We start from the raw sequence: 22,105 nt of genomic DNA, 5'->3' as shown, positions 1-22,105 counted from the left end.
GAATCTTGAAGAAAGGGGTGATCATAGTGCCGATTGACTTCAGAATGACGAAGAAGGGGCTGATACTTCTCATTGATTCGTACAGGAGCGTCGATGAACTGAGGCAGGATATCATGAAAAAGTTTGCCGACGCAAAGGATTTTTTCTCGGGGGGCGATGAAATTTCCTTGATGCTTACTCAGGATACAAGCAAACCGGACGATATAGTGAAGATTGTCTCTTTACTCAGCGACCTTGGAGTACATGTAAAAGATATACTTGTTGGAAGTATGGAGCAAAAGGACGTAAAAGTCGGTCAGAAATATGATCTTGTTAGAGAGAAGATCACTGAGGTGCGGGGAGCCCAAATTATCAGAAGGAATCTAAGATCGGGACAAATAGTTGTTCATAACTACGATGTAGTGGTTGTGGGAAATGTTCATCCCGGCGCAGAAGTTATTGCGGGTGGAAGCGTTGTCATATTTGGAAGTGCAAAAGGTGTTCTAAGAGCCGGTTATTCCCAGGGCGAGACGGGGATCATTGCGGCAATTGATTTACAGCCTTCGCTAATTCAGATAGGCAATTTTCTAACTCAGGAATACGATCACTTCGAGGGTCCTGCGGTTGCTCATGTTAGGACCGGAAGAATTGTAGTTGAAGAGGCAGCTGATGTCAAGTTTGAAGTAAAGGGGGAGGCAAGTTGAGTTTAGCCCGTTTGTTAATGGATCTCTCCAATGCTTTTGGACCTGTGGGATATGAAGATGAAGTACATTCAGTAATTAGACAAGAAATAGGTCCCTTCGTTGATGAGATCTACACAGATGAAATTGGAAATCTCATTGCAGTCAAGAAAGGAACAGGAAAGAGAATAGGCATATTTACTCACGTAGATGAAGTCTCTCTGGTGATTTCCAAAATCGATGAAAGAGGATTCGCTAGATTCGAAGAACTTGGAGGTATCGATCCGAAGGTCCTTATCTCTCAAAGAGTAAGAATAAAGAGCAAAGACGGAAAGGAAAGATCCGGGGTGATCGGGATGCTTGCTCCGCATCTCCAGAAGAAAGAGACTAGAGGAGAGGTACCCTCATTCGATGAGCTCTTCATCGACGCTTCAATCAACCCTGATTACACAAAGATCGACATTGGTGATCTTGCAGTAGTAGATTTCTCGGCGTTTGAAATGAACGGAAAAATCTCCGGTAAAGCTCTAGATGACAGAGCCTGTGCAGCGATCAGCATAGAGACTGCGAAAGAGCTTTCGAAATATGTCTCAACTCCCACCGTCTACTTTGTGTTTACCACAAGGGAAGAGGTTGGAGCAGTTGGGGCTAAGGGCGCCGCTGAATCGCTTGAAATCGATCTCGGAGTTGCAATGGATGTAACTCATCATGATAAAGAGAGCGATATTGAGATCGGGAAGGGGCCCGCTTTATCTGTTGGCGGTCCAAACATTCACAAGGGATATTTCAAGTTGCTTGATAACTACGCGAAAGATAAAGAATTCAAAGTTCAATATGAGTTCGGACCGGGACGAACGGGAACCGATGCAGACAACGTCCAGATAGCCGGAAGTGGGGTTCCAACACTGCTTCTCTCCCTTCCACAAATGTTTATGCACACTCCGGTTGAAGTTGTTCAGATTAGCGATGTCGCATGCACGGCACGATTGCTTGCAGGTTTCTTCATCTCGCTGAAGGGAGGCGAGAGCCTATGAAACTTGAGAGATTGAAGAAGCTGTGTGAATTACCGGGGATTTCCGGATTCGAAGAAAAAGTCTCCTCCTATATCAAAGAAACCGTTGAGGCCAAGGTTGACGACATCTGGATAGACACAGTTGGAAACTTAATTGCCTTTAAGAAGGGAAATGGGAAAACTTCAAAGAAACTAATGCTTCTGGCTCACACGGACGAAGTCGGACTAATGGTGAAGAAGATCAATGAAGATGGTACGCTATCTTTTACCAATATTGGAGGAGTAGATCCTAGAGTGCTCATGGGTAAGAAGGTCTTGGTGGGAGAAAGCCTTACTCCTGGAGTGATCGGATTTGAAGCGATACATACTCAAGATCCGTCATCTATTCTAAAAACGCCCAGTATGGGTAAATTGAGGATCTATTTGGGCTATTCCAAGAAAGATGAAGCTTCTAAGAGTCATAGAATTGGTGATCCGGTATTTTTCGATACTCCATATAATGAAATAGGTGACTACGCAGTTGCAAAATCCCTTGACGACAGGACTGGTTGTGAGGTGCTCATAAGAGTGCTTGAAAGTCTTGATGGAACTTCGACTGATTTCGATCTCTACTTTGCCTGGGTTGTTCAGGAAGAGGTAGGTTTAAGGGGCAGCGGAGTCGCTGCAAATCAGATAAAGCCGGATGTTGCCCTAGTCTTTGAAAACACTACTGCCGGAGACAATCCAGAGCTTCCTGATTACAGGTGGGCCACAAGTCTTGGAAGAGGACCGGTCTTAACATTCGCCCATAGTGGGCTCGTTCTTGACAAGAAGATCCTTGATACTATTGTAGAAACCGCTAAGTCGAACTCATTAAGCTTTCAGTACAAAAGCAGAATAGCTGGAGGTACTGACGCAGCGAGACTTGCAAGAGTCGTTTCTGGCATACCTTCGGGAGTAATCTCCACTCCTTCGAGATACATTCATTCTCCAACCTCAATAATAAACATCAACGATTTTCTTGGAGTTGCCGAACTTGCCAGTATATTAGTTAAGGAAGGGAAGGTGCTGTCTAGATGAAAAGTCTTATTGAAAAGCTGGTCACGATTAGTTCTCCCAGCGGCAGAGAGCATGCAATAAGAGAAGTAATAGCTGGAGGGATCAAACCCTATGTTGATGAGATGAAGATAGATCCTCTGGGAAATCTTGTCGCTCTTAAGAAAGGGAAGAGCGGCAGAAAACTTTTGTTTGACGGTCATATGGACGAAATCGGTGTGGTTGTTACTCACGTAGATTCGAAGGGTTTTCTGAGAGTGGATTCCATAGGAGGTCTCTCCCCGTATATGCTTCTGGGTTCGAGACTGGTCTTTGATACGGGGGCTTCAGGAGTTGTAGATGTTGAAGGGGAGACAGTCAAGGATTTAAGAGAGACAATGAAAAGTCTCGACTATGACCACATCTTCGTTGATATTGGCGCTACTGATAAAGAAGACGCCGAGAAAAAAGCTCCAGTTGGAACCTTTGGGACATATGATTCAACATTCGTTGATCTCGGAAAGAGACTAGTTTCAAAGTCAATGGACGACAGGATTGCATGCGCGATAATGATTCAGGTGCTGAAGGAACTGGAGCAACCCGAAGATGACGTTTATTTTGTCTTTGCGGTTCAGGAAGAAGTTGGAATCGTAGGAGCCTGTGTTGCCGCTTTTGATATTATGCCTGATATGGCAGTTGCAATAGATGTAACTGCGGGACCGGATACTCCCAAATCTTTCAAGCGAATGGGCTTTAATCTTGGAGGAGGTCCGACCATAAAAATTAAAGATCGTGGAAGCATTAGCTCTTCAAGAGTTGTTTCCAGACTTAAGGAAGTTGCTGAGAAAAGGGATATTCCCACTCAGTACGAGGTTCTGATATTCGGAGGTACTGATGCGAGAGGATATCAGACGACCGGAAGAGGCATAGCTTCGGGAACAGTCTCGATTCCGTGTAGATATGTGCATTCTCCACACGAAATGGTTGACTACGACGACGTTCTCAATGCCGTCCGACTACTGAAGGCCCTTGCAGAAGAAGGAGTGGAATGAGAAGAATCACTTTTACAAGCGAGTCTGTCGACAAATGTCAGCTGATTTTTGGGAAGGATCTTATCAATAGCCTTCCTCAGTCCATAAGAATCGTCGACTCAGGATTCAAGAAGGTTTACGGAAAGATGCTGAAAGACGAATATTTGATGCCTGGCGGTGAACACATAAAGTCAATTGACAGGGTGTTCGAAATCTATCAGCTGGTAAGGACATCCAAGAGCAAAGCTATTACCGTGATTGGCGGAGGTTCGATTATCGATCTGGTAGGCTACGCATCTGCCGGTCATACAGAAATTGAGAAGCTTTTTCTCTTTCCCACGACCACTGTAAGTCAAATAATGCCGGCTGTGAATGGATTCGGAGTGAATTTCGAGTTTGTAAAAGATTTACTCTCGTCTAGAGGGCTGCCCAACAAAGTTTTTATCGATTCATCGATCAGCTACTGGTCTTACAGCCACTTGTCTCGTAGCGATTTTCTCTTTCCGCTACTCGTTGCGCTTTCCTTCGACAAGAGGTTGTTCAAGTACCTCTTCAATCATTTGGTTTCCGGCAGCGAAGTGTCTGCCGAACTGTGGGATGATGTGATTTTCTCCTCAGTAAAAGCGTATCTGAGGGGAATCGAGATTGGGAAATCCGTTGTTGGCGAGGAAATTGGAAGGCATATCGAAACAGCTTCCAGATTGAGGGCAGAAAATCAAGTTTCTCTGATCGTTGGAGGAATGATCGAATTGCGCCTTGCAGAGGAATTGGGAGCGTGTGACAACAGAATTGTCGAGGACTTCTTTCGATCTGTCAAGCTACTATGGAAAAAGGACTGGACTTCAAGGATCGATATGTCTTCTCTAGTGGATTTGATTGATCAAAAGGGCGGTGTGAGAATCAGTATGCCCGACGGTGAACTTGACAAAACACTGTTTGTTGAGGCTACAGTATTTGAAAGATTTGTTAGAGAAAAGACTTGGAGGGGATTGGAGAGCTTTGTATGAAAGAAGCATCGCACGATTATGTTTTGAAGGCTCTGATTGTTGTGGTCCTTGGTTTATCTGCGATAGTTCTCACACTCGGTGGTTACGCGATAATACTCAGGGAAGAAAACAAGAGGGCGGAACTCATAATTGAAGAAATCCGCAATTCAGTTCTTTCTCCCACAGTCGATCAGCCTGAGATGGAAGAAAACCCTGTAAACCTTCCAACGGGTACACAAGTTATAAGAGAGACAATAGCTATTCCTGAAACCCAGAACTTCTTCCTTGAGACTTTCGATTACCGAAGGTTGATAATTAACTCATTTGACTTTCTGGCTGAAGGCTCGGAATTTGGATACGTTGTGGTGGAAGAAGAGACAGCATTCAAGTTGTGCGTGGAAAAGGGTCTCGGCAAGTATTTTATTACACGAGTGGGCGACCGTTTTGGTGTGATGTTTCTAGGTGAAAACCCGCTTGCTGGACTTTATGATTCGAAAACTGCATACGGAATCCAGCTGGTTTCTCATACAGTTTCCGATGGAATTGCTCCGCAAGTCATGGACCTTAGGAGTATGGGGTTTCCCGCTTTTGTGTACAAATCAGTCACTGCTGATGGAAGAACATTCTATGCGGCGATTCTTGGAGTTTTTCCCGACGCAACAACTGCAAGAGAGTATTCTTCAACGGTTGATGTTCAGGCGCTCCAGAGAACAACCGGCTGGAATATCACGGACAGATTCCCGAGGCAGCTAAGATGAGGAAACCAGCTGCTAAAGAGTTGCAGGTAATTGGACCGATTCTAATACTCGTTCTTATGGGTTTTGTTGCCCTGACGGGTTACAGAGGGACAGAGATTCCGGAAGATACAGTTGATCAAAAAGAGTCAGTGGACTTTCCGATTGATCTAAACTCATGTAGCGAGAAAGAGCTTGAGTTGCTTCCAGGAATTGGTCCCGCGAAGGCCAAAGCAATCATCGATTACAGAACTTCTGTGGGTTCTTTTAGTTCAGTTGATGATCTTCTTCTAGTAAGAGGTATCGGTGAGAAGACTTTGAACGCTTTCAGAGAAATGGTATCTGTCTCAGGGGTGTCCGCTGCATCCAGACATGAAGCTACTTTGATTGACATAAACGTGGCCGATGCACTTGCCTTGCAAAGTATTCCAGGTATTGGTGAAGCTAAAGCAGCCGCGATAATTGAATTTAGAGAACACAACGGATTGATAAAGAATGAGGAAGACCTTCTACAAATACCCGGTATAGGTCCCTCAATACTTACTGAGGTTTTGGCCCACATTCTTCCTCTTCCTGGATGTGAGGAACAGGCAGGTTCAAAGAAAGTGAATATAAACGCCGCTGATCTGGAAGAGCTGTGTCGCCTACCCGGTATCGGCCCGGCCATTGCCCAAAGAATCGTAGATTTTCGGGAAAGTTTCGGACCATTTCGCTCATATGATGATCTGATAAAGGTTAGCGGCATTGGCGAAAAGACTGTTGTAAGGCTTAAGGAGCTGGTAGAGTTTTGAATTTACTTCATGTCTGCTGTGCACCTGATCTGGTGAGTACTGTTGTGAAAAGGGAGGAACTCAGACAATCCGAGCTATTCTTCTATAATCCGAATATCTTTCCAGGTGAGGAATTCCTCAGGAGATACGATGCTTTGCGAAAGGTATGCGAGAAAACGGCTCTTGATCTCCCGGAACAAAACCACTCTCCTGAAGACTTCTCAGATATTCTCGATTCATTTGGTACCGAAAATGAAGGCGGGACCAGATGCACAAAATGTATAGAACTCAGACTCAGGAAGACTGCTTGCTTAGCAAAATCGATTGGTTCTTCAAGTTTCAGCACAACGCTTCTGGCGAGTCCCAGGAAGTCAATCGCCCAAATAACTCTGATAGGAGATAAGTTGGCCGCAGAGTTTGATATTGAGTTTATTTCCGGTAATTTCAGAGCAGAGAGAGATAAGTTAAGAGATCTCCTGAAAGGTGTTTACAGGCAGAATTACTGCGGTTGTCTGCCAAGCAAAAATGAAGCAATAAGGAATAGAGAGATCAATGATTTGAGAGATCGCGAAAGGCTTGATAAGGATTTCAAGAGATTCGTCGATCTCTGGAATTTCAGAGGTAATGTGATTCCTCGGAGCAGGATTCATTTAGAAGAGATTTCGGACTTGAAAAGGATAATAGCGATAGTCAAACCCTCTGCACTTTTCGATGATATTCGAGATGCGGAACTTGAGGATAGAAGATGGTTAAAGACTGGTAGTTACAATTGCCGAATAATCAGGGAGAAGGAGTAATGAATGCTTTAGCTAAAAGGATCAGAACACTGGGAGAAGAGTGCGGTATGGTCTTTCGCCTTGTGGACGAGAATGGAATCCCATACGATGGAGAAATCGATTTCGAAGTCCCAAAGCTTGTTCTTGATCTTTCGAAAGCCACAGGTTCAAGAAGTTCAACGGTGGTTGATGGAATCAAGATTACCGCTCTTTATCTGGAAGATACTATAGAGAGGTGCTATTTGATAGTGCTTGGAGAGTTCCTTGAAGACAACGCATACAGGCTTCTGAGAACGGTAATCAAGTTCTATGAGGTCGATTTATGATTGAATTTGTTTTGCGAACTACAGGACGACAGATCGATCTTGATTCGACGCTAGATTGTGGTCAGACTTTTCGTTGGCTAAAAGACGGAGAGTGGTGGAAAGGTGTCGTTCGTGATACTGTTCTTTTCTTGAAAGAGAATTCCGAGGGCATCATAGTGAGATCCTCTTCGAAATCTTTGCTGGGAAGAGACGTCTACTCGGGGATTGAATCCTATCTTGGTCTTGAAGATGATTTGCAGTTGATTCATTCAACTCTGGAAAAAAGACTTCGAGCTTTCGACTTGAAAGTCAGAGCTGTCTCTGAGAAGGCTCTGGCTGAAGCCTCCGGGCTACGTATTCTCAGACAGGATTCATTTGAAATGGTTGTTGAATACATCCTTTCAACTCGCAACAGCATACCCATGATTCGCTGGATGAGCGACAAGTTATCTGAACTCTTTCCTGAGAACAGAATTGATTTTTGTGGAGAAAGCTACTATGGCTTTCCTTCACTGAGCCAGTTGAAGAAAATTTCAGAGGAAGCTTTGATCGACCTAAAGATTGGTTTCAGAGTTCCATGGCTGCTGAAGCTCTTTTCGAAAATCGAGAATGAATCATACTTTTCAGAGCTTTCAACTCTGACAGTTGAAGAGAAGCTTGAAGAGCTGACAAAACATGATGGTATTGGTTACAAAGTGGGAAGCTGTGTAATTCTCTTTTCTTATGGCGAACTTGGTGCATTTCCAGTTGATATATGGATTAGCAGGGTTATGAAGGATTTGTTCGCCTTTAGCGGTTCTACAAAGAAGCTAATGCAGTTTGGAATGAATTCATTTGCGCCGTATGGAGGATACTATCAAGAAGCGGTCTTCAGATACTACAGAACGCATAAACTGGGAAGAGATCTTAAATGAGAATAAATGTTATTGGGGGAGGACTTGCCGGTTCTGAAGCCGCGCTTAGTCTCGCCGATTTTGGGAATGAAGTGGTTCTTTACGAGATGAGGCCGGCCAAAAATACTGAGGTTCATCACACGGATAACTTTGCGGAACTAGTTTGCAGTAACTCGTTCAAATCTGAATCTCTGGAAAACGCATCGGGTTTGCTCAAGGAAGAAGGATGTAAGTTGGGATCTCGACTTCTCCAGATTGCTCATCATCACAGAGTTCCTGCAGGGAAGGCGCTCGCAGTAAACCGGGAGACATTTGCAGAAGAAGTCTCCAGTAGAATAGAAAACCATCCTTTGATCGAAATTAAGAGACAAGAGATCTGTTCACTTTGCCTAGATGAATCGGTTAATATCGTCTGTACTGGCCCTCTAACTTCCGGTTGTCTCGAAGACTTTCTTGCTGAGTTGTTTGGAGATTCGCTCTTCTTTTTTGATGCGGTTGCTCCAATAGTTGCTGCAGACTCAGTTGATTTTTCGCGGGCGTTTGTCGCGGATCGATATGCATTGGACGGTGACTATGTGAATTGTCCGCTTTCCAGGGAGGATTATGAGGTTTTCTGGAAAGAACTAGTGATGGCGGAAGTGGCAGAGGTTGAGAATTTTACAGATAGTTTTCTCTTTGAACGATGTCAACCTTTTGAAGAGATTGCGCGAAGCGGGATCGATGCGCTTCGATATGGTCCTATGAAGCCTGTCGGATTGATCGAGCCCGTTACAGGTAAAGAACCGTATGCGGTTGTGCAACTCAGGAAGGAAAACATTTCCGGTTCCTTATTAGGCATTGTAGGCTTTCAAACAAGACTCAAGTGGAATGAACAGAAGAGAATTCTCTCACTTATACCTGCCCTGAGAGCCGTTGATATTGTTAGGTACGGGGTAATGCACAGGAACACATTTCTTGACTCACCGAGGCTTCTGAACCCAGATCTACAATCCAAGATCAAGAGGGGTTTGTTCTTCGCAGGACAGATCAGTGGCCTCGAGGGATATGTTGAGGCAATAGTCTCTGGTAGGATTGTAGCGATGAATGTAAATCGTTTTGTTCATGGTTGCCAGACCTTTATTCCCCCCAGTGAGACTATGATAGGCGGATTAATCCATCATGTCACAGTCTCGGGTAGGAGTCCTCTGAAACCTGTGTATGCGAATTTCGGTTTGCTTCCTGAGATCAAAATAAGGAACAGGAGAGAAAAGAACAGAGTGAAGGTAATTAGAGCGCAGGAGGAAATGCAGCGCTTTCTGGAAGGGGTAGAGAGATGATTCTCATCAGTGAGCCGGTTTTTTCGCCAAGGCCTTGGGGTGACCGGGACTTGAACAGACTTTACGGTATTGCTTCAAAGGAGCCTATTGGTGAGGTCTGGCTTCTGTCTGATATTGAAAACATGAAAACGCGCTTGGTAGTGAACTCGACAACAGTTTATCCAGAGAATATTGTGGAGGAATTAGTAGGACATACTTTGCCGAGATTTCCACTGATGGTGAAGTATATCTCTGCTAATGAATGGCTATCAGTGCAGGTCCACCCTGACGATGAACTTGCTAAACTCCATGAAGGAGAGCCCTGGGGAAAAAGCGAGTGCTGGTACTTCCTTGGGGAAGGCCAGGTTCTTGCGGGAATGAAGGAAAGAGAAAGGTCAATCCATGACATCAGAGAAAAAGACCTGAATCATATACACTTGAGACGAGGAGATCTTTTGTCCCTGCCTGCCGGCATTGTACATGCAATAGGACCGGGTTCGAAGCTCATAGAGATTCAGCAAAACAGTGACATTACTTACAGGCTCTTTGACTGGAATAGGGGGCGGGAACTGAACCTCGAGAGAGCACTGCATGCTAGCAGACCCTTACTTATGCCCACTTTAAAGGAGCGAATGAAGCGTTTTGAGTGGGAGTATTTCTCGATCGAGAAGACTGATTCTTTCTCCGGAAAGGGAATCTGTATAACAATCGGAGATAAACCCAGTTTATACGTTGTTATTAATGACCTATTGGAGATGGAGACAGAGTTTCTTGCGGTTACTCTAGGTCCGTTCTGGAGTGAGGCGATATGAAGCGTGTGGCGGCAGTTGTGATTGTTTTGACCGTTTTGGCTCTCGCCTTTGCGGTTGACAACGTCAATCTTCTCCTTTCCAAAGAGTACCTAATTGAATTGCAGTCATTAGATAGCCGTGATCCAGAAGCGGAGGCCTTTCTGGCCATAGCAATTGGGCTCAAATACAGAGAGACAATTCAGCCGAATTACAAAGTGTGGTTCACCAACCTCTATTCAGGTCTTGAAGCGAATCTTCTTTCTCCGCAGCTGCAGGAAGGTCTGCAGATAGTAGAAGAACTGGTTTTCGTATCCACCGTCTCGGCATTAAACATGCTTTATTCTTCTGCGAGCAATGATGATCTGATCAAAGCAATTTCCTTGAGAACTTTCTTCTACGACTGGATCGACACAAGGGATCCCAGGTCAGCGAAAAAGATCGAAGAGATTGCCAACGAGTTGATTGATGATCGACCTGGTCAGTACTTTCCTTACAAAGCTCTTTTGGAGCTATATTCGAGCGGCAGTTCAAAGGACGTCCAGAGACTTTTAGAAATTCGCGAGACAATATTCTCTGAGAATATTGAGGGATTGCTTGGAGATGATCTGATAGAGAGTGAATTTGTGTCGGGACTTGATGAACTTGTAATAGAAGATTTTTTGACGCTGGGAGCAGAAGATCCTTTATCAAGATACTACGCTGCAATGTCGTACATTAAAACTGGAGAATCTCTGGCAGGTGTTGAGATCCTCGAAGATCTTGATCTGAATAAGATTCCACCTAGATTTGCTTCCAACGCCTCCTTGGTAATTGGAGACCTGAAACTTGAAGAAGGCGATTTTGATGGAGCCATTGAGCGATATCAAGAGTCAGTAAGATTCTGGTCCAACAATTCGCGGGCCGTCAGAAATCTTGGAATGGCGTATTATAAGACAAAAGATCGAGACTACTATGATCTTGCAAGATTCTATCTCCAGCTGAGTGGTTATGAAGATTCCGATGACGAAGTAAACTCCGCCTTGAAGGAACTGAGAAGAAGAGCGATCTTTGAGTTGGCACTTGTTACTGTGGTCCCGCTGACGGCGGTAGTAGTTATAGGACTCTTTCTGTTAGAATACGTTAGTAGAAAGAGAAAGAGTTCACAAGAACGGAAGGCAATGAGAGAAGACGGAGGAAACAATGAGGATTGATGTTCTAGATAAAGGTTTTGTTGAGCTAGTGGATCAGATGGGTGATGACTACTCTGTGGTTCAAGCTGCAAGAACTAGCTACGGCAAGGGATTAACAAACAAGGAAAGAGACGATCGCCTAATCCACTATTTGATGAAAAACGGTCATCATTCGCCCTTTGAACACATTGTGTTCAAATTCCATTTGAAACTTCCGATCTTTGTTATGAGACAACTTGTTCGGCACAGGATAGCGTCTATCAACGAGCGGAGTGGTAGATATACGAAGTTCTCTGAAGAATGGTATCTGCCGAGCGAAATTAGAATCCCCGATAAAGACAACAGGCAGGGCTCTGTTGTTAGTGACGACAAGGCGCTGAATGAAACGGCGATCGAGATTATCAGCAAAGCTTATGAGAACTCCTATGATGCGTATTCGAAGCTCCTTGAAATGGGAGTTGCAAGAGAGGTGGCGAGAGTTGTTCTACCAACTTCTATGTATACGGAAGCTTACTGGACGATAAATGCAAGGTCTATTATGAACTTCCTCAACCAGAGGGCAGATTCACACGCTCAATTAGAAATTCAGCATTACGCAATCGCGATTGCAGAGATTCTTGAGACCAGTTGTCCGGTGACGTTTGATGCTTTTATTCGGCACAACTACACTGGTGATCTTCTGAACAAGGAGGTTAGGGGATGAGGTTGTCCAAAATCATCCAGTTGCTCGAAAGTGAAGTTCTCACCATCAAAGATGAAGATCCTGAGATAGAGTCAGTGGGGGCTGCCGATTTGATGAGTGACGTACTGGCTTTTGGAGGCCCCGGAATGATTCTGGTGACGGGTTTGAACTCCCCTCAATGTGTTAGAACGGCTTCTGTGGTAGGAGCTGCAGCGGTAGTCATTATAAGAAAGAGAAATGTTCCTGAGACCACTATTGAGCTGGCTCAGGAACTCGACATGCCTCTGGTTCATGCAAGGATGTCGATGTATAGAGCCTGCGGGATCCTATTCAGAGAGGGTCTTGGAGATTCTCTTGAGGAAGGTAAGCAGCTTGGTTGAAAGGAATGTAGATGATCTTCTTGATAAACTAAGGGGTTTATTCACTGATATTACGGCCAAAGACATAATGATAAAAAGCGTTATTACTCTTACCAAGGATAGAACAATGTGGCAGGCTAAGGAGCTCATGAGAATCTGCAAAATCTCGGGTGTTCCCATTACCGATGTTGAGAATCAGCTTGAAGGAATAGTCAGCATAGAAGACATAATTGTTGCTTTGGAAGGAAACTACATTACAGATCCAATAGAAAAGCATATGACCAGGGACCTGGTAACTTTCTCACCGGAGACTAATCTTGAGATGCTAATCGAGCGATTCAACCGTTACAGGTACGGTAGATTTCCGGTAGTGGATTCTAATGGAAAACTTCTCGGCATAATCACTAAGAAGGATATAATCGGTGCGATTCTTGACAAATTTAGACTTATTTACGTTCACGATACGAGACGAAGGGAAGTGCTGGAAAGAAGCGTTGACTGGTTTGACAAGTCTTTAATTTCAGGTGCCTACGTTGAGAAAACCAGCGCAGATTTCGTCTACCACATCGATTATACCGATATTGACACGGCAGGAGTCGGGTCTGCCAAGTTAAAGAGTTACTTGAAGACACTGACAGATGATGATTCCCTCATAAGAAGGGTTTCGATTGCCTGTTACGAAGCTGAAGTCAATGTTGTGATCCATAGTGGAAGTGAGGGTTACATCTTTGCCTGGTACGATGAAGACGTAACTAGAGTAAGGGTGGAGGACTATGGAAGAGGAATAGACAATGTTGAACAGGCGATGAAAGAAGGGTTCTCAACTGCTTCTGATCATGTTCGAGAACTTGGCTTTGGAGCCGGAATGGGCCTGCCAAACATGAGAAGGTATTCCGACAAGATGGTTGTGGTCTCTGAAGCAGGAAAAGGGGTTGTCGTGGAAATGCACTTCTATCGGAATGGGAGGAAATAATATGAAGCTGAGCGAACTAGTTGAAAAATGCGAACTTAGAGTAATCACAAGCTTACTTCTGGAGACAGACATATCAGACGCCTACATTGGGGATTTGCTTAGTGACGTAATGGGGAACGCCCCACCAGAGTCAATCTGGTTAACTGTTCAGTCTCATATGAACATACTTGCCGTGGCTACAATTGTTGGAGCTAGAGCGATAGTGCTTTGTAATGGTCTGCATTTTGAGGAAGCGACCATAAAAAAGGCTGAAGAGACAGGAGTAGTGCTTCTTGAAAGCGATGAAACGACCTTTAATCTTGCTTTGAAGCTTCTGAAGAGTGGTTTGAAAGGTTGAAATGATTTGTCATTCCTTTGTGATTTTCATATTCATAGTTGTCTTTCTCCCTGTGCTGACATAACGATGACCCCTCATGAGATAGCTTCAGTATGCGTATCGAAAGGGATCGATTGGATTTCAATCACTGATCATAACAGTGCCGGGAATGTCAGGGTTTTCAGTAAAGTTCTGACTAGAGCCGGTGTGTCTTTCATTCCTGGTATAGAAGTACATACAGTTGAGGATGTTCATGTTTTGGCATATTTTCCCGAGGTTTCGCTGGCTGAGGCTTATTCAGACTGGATTAGAAAGGAAAGGCTTGCGCATATTTCTGTAGATCCAGAAATATCCGGTTATCAGCTGTTTGTTGATGATAATGATTCTTTCACCGGTATGGAAGAAATTTGGCTTGGCCAACCTACTACTTTGGGCATTTCAGAGACTCTGGAAACTGTTCGTGATAACGGTGGAGTATCTGTTATGGCTCACATTGACAGGAAGATGGGCCTTATAACGCAGCTCGGAGTTATTCCCGAGGAGTACAGAGAAGTACCGATGGAGATCTCCTTTAGAAGGACTTTATTTGAGGGGATTGAGTCAAGAAACATCCTTCATTCAAGCGATGCTCACAGTCTGAATGTTATCGCGCCCACTGTATCCCTTTCGGCGAATACAAGAAGCTTTGAAGAGTTTAGATCGGCGATTTTCTCTTTTGGAAGGACGTTGAAAATAATATGGGACTAAGAACAATATGCGATCACATACTTGACATTGCTCAAAATGCAGTGGATTCCGGAACGAAAAAAGCTGAATTGAAAATCCAAGAGAAGAGAGGATATAGCTTCTCTTTTTCGGTACTTGATTGGGGGAAGGGGATTCCTTCTGAATCGCTTGAGGCTGTCTTAGATCCATTCTATACTGAGAAGAAAAAGAAAGTGAAATTCGGGCTAGGGCTCCCAATGCTGAAATTTGCAGCAGAGACTACTGGAGGGACATTCAATATTTGCTCAAAATTGGGATCGGGTACGGAGATAACTGCGTCTTTCTTGCTCTCCAGTGTAGATTGCCAGCCAGTTGGAGACATTCCCTCGACTCTATTCGCAGTAATAACTATGAATGATGTAGACTGGACAGTAGAGAGAGTTCTCGATGAAGATGGATACACATTCTCTTCATCTCAGTTTCGAGAAGCTTTGGGGAACGACTGTTTCACTTTTCCAGTCAAAATGAGGATGATTCTAGGAATTCTTCAAGAGGCAGAAATATCACTGGGAGGTTTATCGAATGTCTATTAGAAGACTGTTTGTAATTATTGCATTGGTTCTGACTTCTGCTTTTGCTGCAGCAAGTATGATTCCCTCAAGAATCACAATTCTTGACAACAGAGTGATCTCAGATAATGAGGTTCTTGGGATGTTGAACATTCAACGTGGTGAAGAGATCAGCGATTCCGAAATGAGAGAAGCTTTAGAAAGAGTAAGAGGCAGTGGTTACTTTTCCGACGTCTACTACTCTTTTGATGAATCGTCTAGCCTTTTATCAATACAGGTTAAGGAGTATCCCGTAGTGGATGTTGAAGTCTCTTTCGACGGACCAAAAATCGTTGAAGAATCTGTTCTTGAGGCTGTCTCAGTTATAAAAAGTGGCAAACCTATGAATCCCTCCAGACTGATGTATGATATTCCACTGACTCTGGACGCCATTGAGGCCGAACTAAGAGAAAATGGTTACATAGAACCGTTTGTCAAAGTAGATTGGGAAACAGACAAGAGCAGATCAGACATCTTTTCCGGTAACATTTCTGACAGGGTGAAAGTAACTTTCAAAGTCAGAGTATCCTTCCTCTGGGAGCTTTCAATTGATGCACCTATTTCCGATGACGCAAAATCCTATCTTGCTAGTAAGTTGCAGATAGATTACTTGAAAAAGTATTATGATACCTCAATTCTTATAAGGTGGATTAATTCAAAGAAAAAGTACGTTCCCAGGATCGAAGACATAAACGCAGTTGTTCAGACAATTTACAGTACTTACTATGCTAATCCAAATGGGCAGTGGGGTCTCGACGACTTGACTTACCAGGCAATGATCGTGACGTTGAACAATGCTTTGAAAAGCGTGAGGCAGGTAACTCTTCCTGAAGAGGTAAAGGAAAGCAATGCGTTGTCAATGAGCATAACCTTCACACCTGTAGAATATGTGAAGTCTGAGTTCAATCTTAGGAGCGTTTTTGTTGAAGGGAACGTCAATCTCCAGAAAGGCGAAATCCTTAGGGAAACCGGACTAATTGAAGGTCAGAAGGTTAACAACGAAGTCGCAACGAAGGCTATCCAGGCTGTTCAAGATTTGTACAGCGACAGTGGGTATCCCTTTATGAGAATTGAGCCTGCTATTGATGAGAAGATCGGTTTCTTCAGTCTCAAAATCACGGAGCCGCTAGTCAGAGACGTAACAGTCGAGTTTGACGGTCCGAAGAAGACACAGGACTATCTGATAAGCGAGAAGATAGTCATAGAAAAGGGCAAGGTCTTGTCCTTAGATGAACTTAGAAACACATATGCGTTCTTGAACAATACAGGCTATTTTTCGAAAGTGGACATCGTTCCTGTACCCGTTGGTACAGATGCTCTCGATGTCAAAATCACGCTCAAAGAAACCGATAAGAACAACAAAATTGGTGGCGGCGGAGGCTGGCAGAATGGTCTGAATCTCTATCTGGATCTCGGTCTTCTTAATGTTTGGGGTTACGGTCAGAACATTTCGACTACTCTGAGCGTTACGCTCCCCATGCCTAATAATAAGGAAGTAATTATCACCAACGGTGCTACGGAAACAACTACAAGAAGACCTGCCTTTGACGCTACGATTGGCTACTCTATACCGAAAATCGCTGGCTCTCGTCTTGATCTTGATACAGCCTTCAAACTGAAATTTACCGGATTCAATACGACTGTCGATTCAACAGATACTCTAGTTAAAAAGTCATCGCAGGAAACGGAGTTTATGTTTTCCTTGACTCCAATCTACAATATTTCGCCAGGACAGAAAGTTGGATTCACTGCCGGTTATGAATACTTGATGTCCGAGAGTCAGGTTTCTACGGAGACCAAGGCATCAACGGGAACAGATACAGGCAGAGTATCCGAGAGTTTTGACGGTCTCTTCACCGGTGTAAGCTATGAACTTTCGACGCGCGATGATCTGATGAGGCCGACGATGGGAAGCGAATACCTTGCAGGGTTGAACGTTAGGGGAATATTTGGAAAGGAAAACAAGTTATTTGTGTCAGGTTATGCAGAATACAGAAACTTCATGTCTATAGGAGATCCGGTTCTCGGATTCAGAATAAGGACTCAGCAGCTATTTCCTCTTTCTCCTCACGGAGTCTTCAGGAGCTATTTGTTGAGTCCTGATACATTTATTAGAGTAAGGGGTTCACAGAGTATAGGTCAGAATGCGTACGGGGTAACCGTCGGTTCTGCACAATTACGATATCCTCTTACACCGGAAACTTCATCAATACCTGTAGACATTGTGGGGTTTGGCGACTTGCTTTTCTATCGTAATACGTCTGGCGGAGATGTTATTGGAGGCAACTTCCTTGCGGACTTCGGTCTCTGCCTGGACATATCAATACCTATGATAGGACTAGTTAGACTGGGTTATGGATATAATACCTATCTGGCTAATCAGAGTTCGACAAGTGGGAAGCCGTACTATGGAACACCCTTCTTTGGTTTCGGTCCTGCCTTCTGATAGAAGAAAAGAAGCGCGGCGTCTGCCGCGCTTTTTTCTGCGCCATTATCTTATCGCGCGAAGGAAGTTCAGAACAGAAGACGAGTTGGCAACTGGATTGTACCCACCTTCCTGAACTACCAGTTTCTGAACGTCAAGTTCGCCGATGAGCCTCCCCATCATTGAGAAGTCTTCATCATTCAAATTGAAGTGGCCAATGCCGTCTTTCTTGTGACCGTCAATTCCCAAGGAAATAATGAGCAAGTCTGGAGCAAAGTCATCTATCTCCTGAAGAGCCTTTGAAAGTGTGCGCATATATTCAGGACCTTCTGTCCCGCCGGCAAGGGGGAAATTCATGTTGAAACCTTCTCCGGAATCTGAACCTATCTCCCATGAACTGCCGCTTATCCACGGATAGAATATCTTTGGATCACCATGAATTGAGACATAAAAGACAGTGTCATCATAGTAAAAAATCTCCTGGGTGCCGTTGCCGTGATGGAAATCAACATCCAGAATCGCGACAAAACCTCTTGTATGCTTCTGGTAATACCTAGCTGCAATTGCAGCGTTGTTGAAGTAGCAATAGCCTCCACCAGTCGATATTCCGGCATGATGCCCAGGCGGTCTGCAGAGCGCATATGAGACACTTTCGCTTTCAAGAATAGAATCTACAGCATTCAGGGCTGTAGAGACAGACGCAAGGGCCCCCACGTAGCAACCCGACGTGACTGGCGTGCCGGTGTCGAAAAGCTTATCGTACCCGAAAACCTCTGGGAAGTATTCTCTGTCTTTTGATACAGATAGGCTCTTTTCTCTTAACCATTCAACATATTCAGGTGAGTGAACCTGGTATACATGGGAACAATGATAGTCACGAGGCTCTTTAATCTGAAAACCAGACGTTTCCAGAGCGCTCCGAATTGCCTCAATTCTCTCCGGTTTGTCTGGATTCTCAATCCATATACCACCCTCAAGCTCTTTCATCGGCAGATGAAAGAGATGTCTTCTATCGTAAAAAACTATCAACCGTCTTTCACCCGATTCTCGTCGACCCTAATTTCAAGTTTATCTACTCTTTTCTTGTGGCGGCCACCTTCTTCTGATGAGCTAAGAAAGGCATCAACAATCCAGCCAGCCAGCTCACTACCAATCAGTCTGCCTCCAAGAACCAGAACGTTAGCGTGGTTATGCCTCCTGGCAAGCGCTGCCATCTCAGGGAAAAAGCATAGTGCGGCGCGGATGCCTCTGTGCTTGTTTGCCGCAATCGACATTCCAATTCCAGTTCCACAAAGTAAAACGCCAAAATCGGCTTCTCCATTTGTTACTGAACCACAAACCTTTTCTGAAAAGTCAGGATAATCTACCGGATAGGCGCCCGATTCCGGGCCAAGATCAAAAACTGTGTGTCCCCGTTTCTCTATGTATTTAACAAGATAGGATTTCAGCTCAAATGCAGCGTGGTCAGAAGCAATCGCGATCTTCATCTTTTGACTCCTTAATTGTTTAAATTACTTGTACCAGCGGATAACTCCGGAAAGCCGGCCCTGCACCTTTACTCTGTTCGCTTCTACAACGATAGGAAGCATCTCCGGATTTGAAGGCACAAGTCGAATCTTTGGCCCTTCGTTTTCGTACTTCTTTAGAGTAGCATACTCATCATCTATTAAAGCCACCACAATATCGCCGTTATTTGCCCACTCCTGTTTTCTTATAATCACAAAATCTCCATTTACTATGTGGGAATCAATCATACTGTTGCCGGTAACTCTCAACATGTAGTACTCAAATCCTCTTCTGATCATCCAAAGAGGTACTGGAATCTTCTCTTCTTCCATCTGAACAGCCTGCACTGCTTCGCCCGCTGCAACATTGCCGATAACAGGGAGCATGACCACATCTTCGCCAGGTGCCAGCGAAGAACCGTCTGGGCTTTTAAGAACTCTTATTCCACGAGAGACACCGGTTCTTTCGATGTAGCCCTTCTTTTCCAGAGACTCGAGATGTTTTGCCACTCCCCTAGGAGAAGATATGTCGAAGTCTCTGCAGATATCTCTGATGCTTGGAGGATAACCATAGAGCTTAATGAAGTTCTCGATATACTCCAGAATCTTCTTCTGTTTCTCCGTCAGCGTCAATTCATGACACCCCCTATTCTCGGCCGGGAATTCAGTCAACTACTACCGCCATCGTCGCAACGATATCATTTTCCTTTAGATCTACGATCCTGACTCCCTTGGTCACTCTTCCAGTGGGTCTAACCTGTGAAATGGGGATTCTTATTGACATCCCTGACTTGGTGGCAAGTATCACTCCATCGTCGCCAGTAACCACAAGAGTTCCAATAACCTGACCGATCTTCTCCAGCCCATAAATATTCTTCACTCCCAAGCCGCCCCGGTTCTGACATCTATACTCTGAAATGCGAGTTCTCTTGCCACCGCCTTTCTGAGTCGCAGTGAGAAGAAACCTCTCGTCTTCGGCCGCTACGATGTTAGCTCCGACGACCTCATCGTTCTTCTTCAGTCTTATTCCCATCACGCCCGCCGCGCTCCTGCCCATGGAACGTACCTGTTCGAGGGAGAATCTGATAACCATCCCGTTTTTCGTGGAGATTATTATTGTGTCATTGTCTTTTGTTGTAAGCGATGCATCGATGACTCTGTCGTTTTCGTTCAACCCAATGGCCTTTATACCGGACACACGGACATTGAAGAAAGCTTCAAACTTAGTCTTCTTTATCTTGCCTGAACGGGTTGTGATGACGAGATACTTTCCTTTAACTTCTTCCCTTCTTGTTGAAAGAACGGCCTGGACATTTTCGTCGGGGTCGATCTTTATGTAATTTGCAAGGAGTTTCCCCTTTGAATCTCTTGAAGAGTGATCAATTATGTGATTGTTCAGCACGTATGCTTTACCCTTTGAAGTTATGATAACCGTTTTGCTAAGCCTCGTAGTCGTTAGTATATTGACAACAAAATCCTCTTCACCCGTTCGTACTCCAATGACACCCTTACCGCCTCTACCCTGCTTTCTGTAACTTTCGAGCGGTGTTGACTTTATGTAGCCCTTCTTTGTTACCATGAGAACGATTTCTTCGTCGGGGATGACGTCTTCTATGTTGAAATCCGTTCCATTTCCCAGATTGATTCTAGTTCGCCTTGCGTCACCGTACTTCTCTTTTATCTCCCCGAGTTCTTTCTTAATAATTCCGTAAACCTTCTCATCGCTCGCGAGAATCAATCTGTATTCGTTGATTCTAGCGACCAAATCTCTGTATTCATTGAGAAGCTTCTCAATTTCCATTCCTGTAAGTTTCCCCATTTTCATGTCAAGAATGGCGGAACTTTGCTCCTGGGTTACTTCAAGAGTCTCCATGAGGTTTTTCGAAGCTTCCTCTGCATTTGCCGAATTACGAATAATATCGACAACAGTATCGATGGATCTGGTCGCCTTAGTCAAACCCTCGACAATGTGAGCCCTTCTGGATGCTTGCTCAAGATCGTATTCAGTCTTTGCTCTAATTACATTGAACCGATGAGAAAGAAAGCCCTGGAGGATTTGCTTAAGATTCATTACTCTTGGGCGCTTCTTCTCGTCAATAACCAGCATGTTCACGCTGAAGGTCGTCTGCAGTTGGGTGTACTTGAATAGGAGATTAAGAACAACATTAGGATCGGCTCCTCGTTTCAACTCTATTACTACCCTAAGTCCCTTTTGATCAGATTCATCCCTAATATTTCTGATCTGGAGATCGCGATGGTTTTGAGTGGCATTAACGATTTGTTGAATGAGATCCGCTTTCGATGTGTTGTAAGGTATCTCATGAATAGTTATTTGAGAACTTCCCGCTGACTCCTCAATCTCCGCAATTGCCCTGACCGTTATGCGGCCCTTTCCCTCCTGATAAATCGATGGAATCGATGCTGCATCCATGATCATCCCACCAGTCGGAAAGTCAGGTCCCTTAACATATTTTAGAAGGTCGGAAACCGTGCATTCAGGGTCACTAATTAGCAGATTTACGGCTTCCACAATCTCGCCGAGATTGTGCGGAGGAATGCTGGTCATCATTCCGACAGCGATTCCCGATGTACCATTGAGTAGTAGATTGGGAATCTTGGTTGGAAGCACATCTGGTTCAGAAAGAGACCCGTCAAAGTTGGGCAGCATTGGTACAGTGTTCTTGTCGATATCCTGGAGCAGTTCTTCAGATAAGGACTGCATTCTTGCTTCGGTGTACCTCATTGCAGCGGGTGGATCTCTGTCAATTGATCCGAAGTTGCCCTGTCCCTCAACAAGGGGATAACGCATCGAGAAAGATTGAGACATTCTGACCAGGGCATCGTAAATCGCGGCGTCACCGTGTGGATGGAACTTCCCCATGACTTCTCCAACGATACGCGCGCTCTTCTTGAAGCTTTGGTTATGGCGGAGACCAAGCTCTGACATTCCGAAGAGTATTCTTCGTTGTACAGGCTTCAAGCCATCACGCAAGTCAGGAATAGCTCTACCTACTATTACACTCATTGAATAAAGCATATATGAATTAATCAGTTCATCGTCGATATTCTTATGAATTATCTCTTCAGGCAAAGACGT

At 44.4% G+C, this 22,105-nt stretch carries 24 protein-coding genes; 20 read left to right on the top strand and 4 right to left on the bottom strand.

Features of this window, described 5'->3' with window-relative positions; genetic code table 11:
- Positions 1–26: 26 nt before the first annotated feature.
- Genes minC through B3K42_RS09600 form a run of 20 tightly spaced genes read left to right on the top strand, consistent with a single transcriptional unit; the run spans position 27 to position 17,524 of the window.
- On the top strand, positions 27–683 hold the full coding sequence (minC, locus tag B3K42_RS09700) for a septum site-determining protein MinC (RefSeq protein ID WP_292598539.1): 657 nt from the start codon (positions 27–29) through the stop codon (positions 681–683).
- Positions 680–1,693 (top strand): M20/M25/M40 family metallo-hydrolase, encoded by a 1,014-nt coding sequence (locus B3K42_RS09695; RefSeq protein ID WP_292598537.1) that lies wholly within the window; start codon positions 680–682, stop codon positions 1,691–1,693. Before minC ends, B3K42_RS09695 begins: the two co-directional genes overlap by 4 nt.
- On the top strand, positions 1,690–2,730 hold the full coding sequence (locus B3K42_RS09690; RefSeq protein WP_110989979.1) for a M42 family metallopeptidase: 1,041 nt from the start codon (positions 1,690–1,692) through the stop codon (positions 2,728–2,730). The genes B3K42_RS09695 and B3K42_RS09690 overlap by 4 nt, the downstream gene beginning before the upstream one ends.
- A complete protein-coding gene (locus B3K42_RS09685; protein WP_110989980.1) occupies positions 2,727–3,737 on the top strand; it encodes a M42 family metallopeptidase in 1,011 nt (336 codons plus the stop codon). Before B3K42_RS09690 ends, B3K42_RS09685 begins: the two co-directional genes overlap by 4 nt.
- The gene (locus B3K42_RS09680) at positions 3,734–4,723 is read left to right on the top strand and encodes a 3-dehydroquinate synthase (protein WP_292598535.1); all 990 of its coding nucleotides are present in this window, start codon (positions 3,734–3,736) and stop codon (positions 4,721–4,723) included. Before B3K42_RS09685 ends, B3K42_RS09680 begins: the two co-directional genes overlap by 4 nt.
- Positions 4,720–5,460, top strand: a complete 741-nt coding sequence (locus tag B3K42_RS09675; RefSeq protein ID WP_292598533.1) for a sporulation protein — start codon at positions 4,720–4,722, stop codon at positions 5,458–5,460. The genes B3K42_RS09680 and B3K42_RS09675 overlap by 4 nt, the downstream gene beginning before the upstream one ends.
- Entirely contained in the window at positions 5,457–6,227 is a 771-nt protein-coding gene (locus B3K42_RS09670; RefSeq protein WP_292598531.1) for a ComEA family DNA-binding protein, read from the top strand. The genes B3K42_RS09675 and B3K42_RS09670 overlap by 4 nt, the downstream gene beginning before the upstream one ends.
- Complete coding sequence (locus tag B3K42_RS09665; protein ID WP_292598529.1) at positions 6,224–7,003, top strand: epoxyqueuosine reductase QueH; 780 nt, start codon at positions 6,224–6,226, stop codon at positions 7,001–7,003. The genes B3K42_RS09670 and B3K42_RS09665 overlap by 4 nt, the downstream gene beginning before the upstream one ends.
- Positions 7,003–7,308 carry a hypothetical protein gene (locus B3K42_RS09660; protein ID WP_292598527.1) on the top strand — a complete coding sequence of 102 codons (306 nt, stop codon included), beginning with the start codon at positions 7,003–7,005 and terminating at the stop codon, positions 7,306–7,308. Before B3K42_RS09665 ends, B3K42_RS09660 begins: the two co-directional genes overlap by 1 nt.
- A complete protein-coding gene (locus tag B3K42_RS09655) occupies positions 7,305–8,201 on the top strand; it encodes a DNA-3-methyladenine glycosylase family protein (RefSeq protein WP_292598525.1) in 897 nt (298 codons plus the stop codon). The genes B3K42_RS09660 and B3K42_RS09655 overlap by 4 nt, the downstream gene beginning before the upstream one ends.
- On the top strand, positions 8,198–9,496 hold the full coding sequence (trmFO, locus tag B3K42_RS09650; protein WP_292598523.1) for a methylenetetrahydrofolate--tRNA-(uracil(54)-C(5))-methyltransferase (FADH(2)-oxidizing) TrmFO: 1,299 nt from the start codon (positions 8,198–8,200) through the stop codon (positions 9,494–9,496). The genes B3K42_RS09655 and trmFO overlap by 4 nt, the downstream gene beginning before the upstream one ends.
- Positions 9,493–10,287, top strand: coding sequence for a type I phosphomannose isomerase catalytic subunit (locus B3K42_RS09645; RefSeq protein WP_292598521.1), 795 nt, complete (start codon positions 9,493–9,495; stop codon positions 10,285–10,287). Before trmFO ends, B3K42_RS09645 begins: the two co-directional genes overlap by 4 nt.
- Entirely contained in the window at positions 10,284–11,456 is a 1,173-nt protein-coding gene (locus B3K42_RS09640; protein ID WP_292598519.1) for a tetratricopeptide repeat protein, read from the top strand. Before B3K42_RS09645 ends, B3K42_RS09640 begins: the two co-directional genes overlap by 4 nt.
- Positions 11,446–12,138, top strand: a complete 693-nt coding sequence (gene thyX, locus B3K42_RS09635; protein WP_110989987.1) for an FAD-dependent thymidylate synthase — start codon at positions 11,446–11,448, stop codon at positions 12,136–12,138. Before B3K42_RS09640 ends, thyX begins: the two co-directional genes overlap by 11 nt.
- The gene (locus B3K42_RS09630; protein ID WP_110989986.1) at positions 12,135–12,497 is read left to right on the top strand and encodes a hypothetical protein; all 363 of its coding nucleotides are present in this window, start codon (positions 12,135–12,137) and stop codon (positions 12,495–12,497) included. Before thyX ends, B3K42_RS09630 begins: the two co-directional genes overlap by 4 nt.
- A complete protein-coding gene (locus tag B3K42_RS09625) occupies positions 12,472–13,449 on the top strand; it encodes a CBS domain-containing protein (protein ID WP_110989985.1) in 978 nt (325 codons plus the stop codon). Before B3K42_RS09630 ends, B3K42_RS09625 begins: the two co-directional genes overlap by 26 nt.
- A gap of 1 nt (position 13,450) precedes the next feature.
- Positions 13,451–13,786 carry an iron-sulfur binding hydrogenase gene (locus B3K42_RS09620; RefSeq protein ID WP_110989984.1) on the top strand — a complete coding sequence of 112 codons (336 nt, stop codon included), beginning with the start codon at positions 13,451–13,453 and terminating at the stop codon, positions 13,784–13,786.
- A 6-nt stretch (positions 13,787–13,792) separates the two neighbouring features.
- The gene (locus tag B3K42_RS09610) at positions 13,793–14,512 is read left to right on the top strand and encodes a PHP domain-containing protein (protein WP_110989983.1); all 720 of its coding nucleotides are present in this window, start codon (positions 13,793–13,795) and stop codon (positions 14,510–14,512) included.
- On the top strand, positions 14,503–15,063 hold the full coding sequence (locus tag B3K42_RS09605; protein WP_110989982.1) for an ATP-binding protein: 561 nt from the start codon (positions 14,503–14,505) through the stop codon (positions 15,061–15,063). The genes B3K42_RS09610 and B3K42_RS09605 overlap by 10 nt, the downstream gene beginning before the upstream one ends.
- Positions 15,053–17,524, top strand: coding sequence for a POTRA domain-containing protein (locus B3K42_RS09600; protein WP_292598514.1), 2,472 nt, complete (start codon positions 15,053–15,055; stop codon positions 17,522–17,524). The genes B3K42_RS09605 and B3K42_RS09600 overlap by 11 nt, the downstream gene beginning before the upstream one ends.
- 45 nt (positions 17,525–17,569) lie before the next feature.
- On the opposite strand, the gene B3K42_RS09595 is transcribed toward B3K42_RS09600, so the two are convergent.
- Genes B3K42_RS09595 through gyrA form a run of 4 tightly spaced genes read right to left on the bottom strand, consistent with a single transcriptional unit; the run spans position 17,570 to position 22,099 of the window.
- Positions 17,570–18,532, bottom strand: coding sequence for a histone deacetylase family protein (locus B3K42_RS09595; RefSeq protein WP_292598512.1), 963 nt, complete (start codon positions 18,530–18,532; stop codon positions 17,570–17,572).
- Positions 18,529–18,990 carry a ribose 5-phosphate isomerase B gene (gene rpiB / locus B3K42_RS09590; RefSeq protein WP_110989989.1) on the bottom strand — a complete coding sequence of 154 codons (462 nt, stop codon included), beginning with the start codon at positions 18,988–18,990 and terminating at the stop codon, positions 18,529–18,531. Before rpiB ends, B3K42_RS09595 begins: the two co-directional genes overlap by 4 nt.
- Before the next feature lie 24 nt (positions 18,991–19,014).
- Positions 19,015–19,680, bottom strand: coding sequence for a transcriptional repressor LexA (gene lexA / locus B3K42_RS09585; RefSeq protein WP_292598510.1), 666 nt, complete (start codon positions 19,678–19,680; stop codon positions 19,015–19,017).
- Complete coding sequence (gyrA, locus tag B3K42_RS09580; protein ID WP_292598508.1) at positions 19,673–22,099, bottom strand: DNA gyrase subunit A; 2,427 nt, start codon at positions 22,097–22,099, stop codon at positions 19,673–19,675. Before gyrA ends, lexA begins: the two co-directional genes overlap by 8 nt.
- Positions 22,100–22,105: the final 6 nt, after the last annotated feature.

The sequence above is a fragment of the Mesotoga sp. UBA6090 genome (genome assembly GCF_002435945.1).
Taxonomy (GTDB): domain Bacteria; phylum Thermotogota; class Thermotogae; order Petrotogales; family Kosmotogaceae; genus Mesotoga.
This window is presented reverse-complemented; position numbering and strand designations above follow the sequence as displayed.

Coding starts and splice junctions, on each gene's coding strand:
- B3K42_RS09690 (WP_110989979.1), top strand. CDS start 1,690: ATGAAACTTGAGAGATTGAAGAAGCTGTGTGAATTACCGGGGATTTCC.
- B3K42_RS09685 (WP_110989980.1), top strand. CDS start 2,727: ATGAAAAGTCTTATTGAAAAGCTGGTCACGATTAGTTCTCCCAGCGGC.
- B3K42_RS09680 (WP_292598535.1), top strand. CDS start 3,734: ATGAGAAGAATCACTTTTACAAGCGAGTCTGTCGACAAATGTCAGCTG.
- B3K42_RS09675 (WP_292598533.1), top strand. CDS start 4,720: ATGAAAGAAGCATCGCACGATTATGTTTTGAAGGCTCTGATTGTTGTG.
- B3K42_RS09670 (WP_292598531.1), top strand. CDS start 5,457: ATGAGGAAACCAGCTGCTAAAGAGTTGCAGGTAATTGGACCGATTCTA.
- B3K42_RS09660 (WP_292598527.1), top strand. CDS start 7,003: ATGAATGCTTTAGCTAAAAGGATCAGAACACTGGGAGAAGAGTGCGGT.
- B3K42_RS09655 (WP_292598525.1), top strand. CDS start 7,305: ATGATTGAATTTGTTTTGCGAACTACAGGACGACAGATCGATCTTGAT.
- trmFO (WP_292598523.1), top strand. CDS start 8,198: ATGAGAATAAATGTTATTGGGGGAGGACTTGCCGGTTCTGAAGCCGCG.
- B3K42_RS09645 (WP_292598521.1), top strand. CDS start 9,493: ATGATTCTCATCAGTGAGCCGGTTTTTTCGCCAAGGCCTTGGGGTGAC.
- B3K42_RS09640 (WP_292598519.1), top strand. CDS start 10,284: ATGAAGCGTGTGGCGGCAGTTGTGATTGTTTTGACCGTTTTGGCTCTC.
- thyX (WP_110989987.1), top strand. CDS start 11,446: ATGAGGATTGATGTTCTAGATAAAGGTTTTGTTGAGCTAGTGGATCAG.
- B3K42_RS09630 (WP_110989986.1), top strand. CDS start 12,135: ATGAGGTTGTCCAAAATCATCCAGTTGCTCGAAAGTGAAGTTCTCACC.
- B3K42_RS09620 (WP_110989984.1), top strand. CDS start 13,451: ATGAAGCTGAGCGAACTAGTTGAAAAATGCGAACTTAGAGTAATCACA.
- B3K42_RS09605 (WP_110989982.1), top strand. CDS start 14,503: ATGGGACTAAGAACAATATGCGATCACATACTTGACATTGCTCAAAAT.
- B3K42_RS09600 (WP_292598514.1), top strand. CDS start 15,053: ATGTCTATTAGAAGACTGTTTGTAATTATTGCATTGGTTCTGACTTCT.
- rpiB (WP_110989989.1), bottom strand. CDS start 18,990: ATGAAGATCGCGATTGCTTCTGACCACGCTGCATTTGAGCTGAAATCC.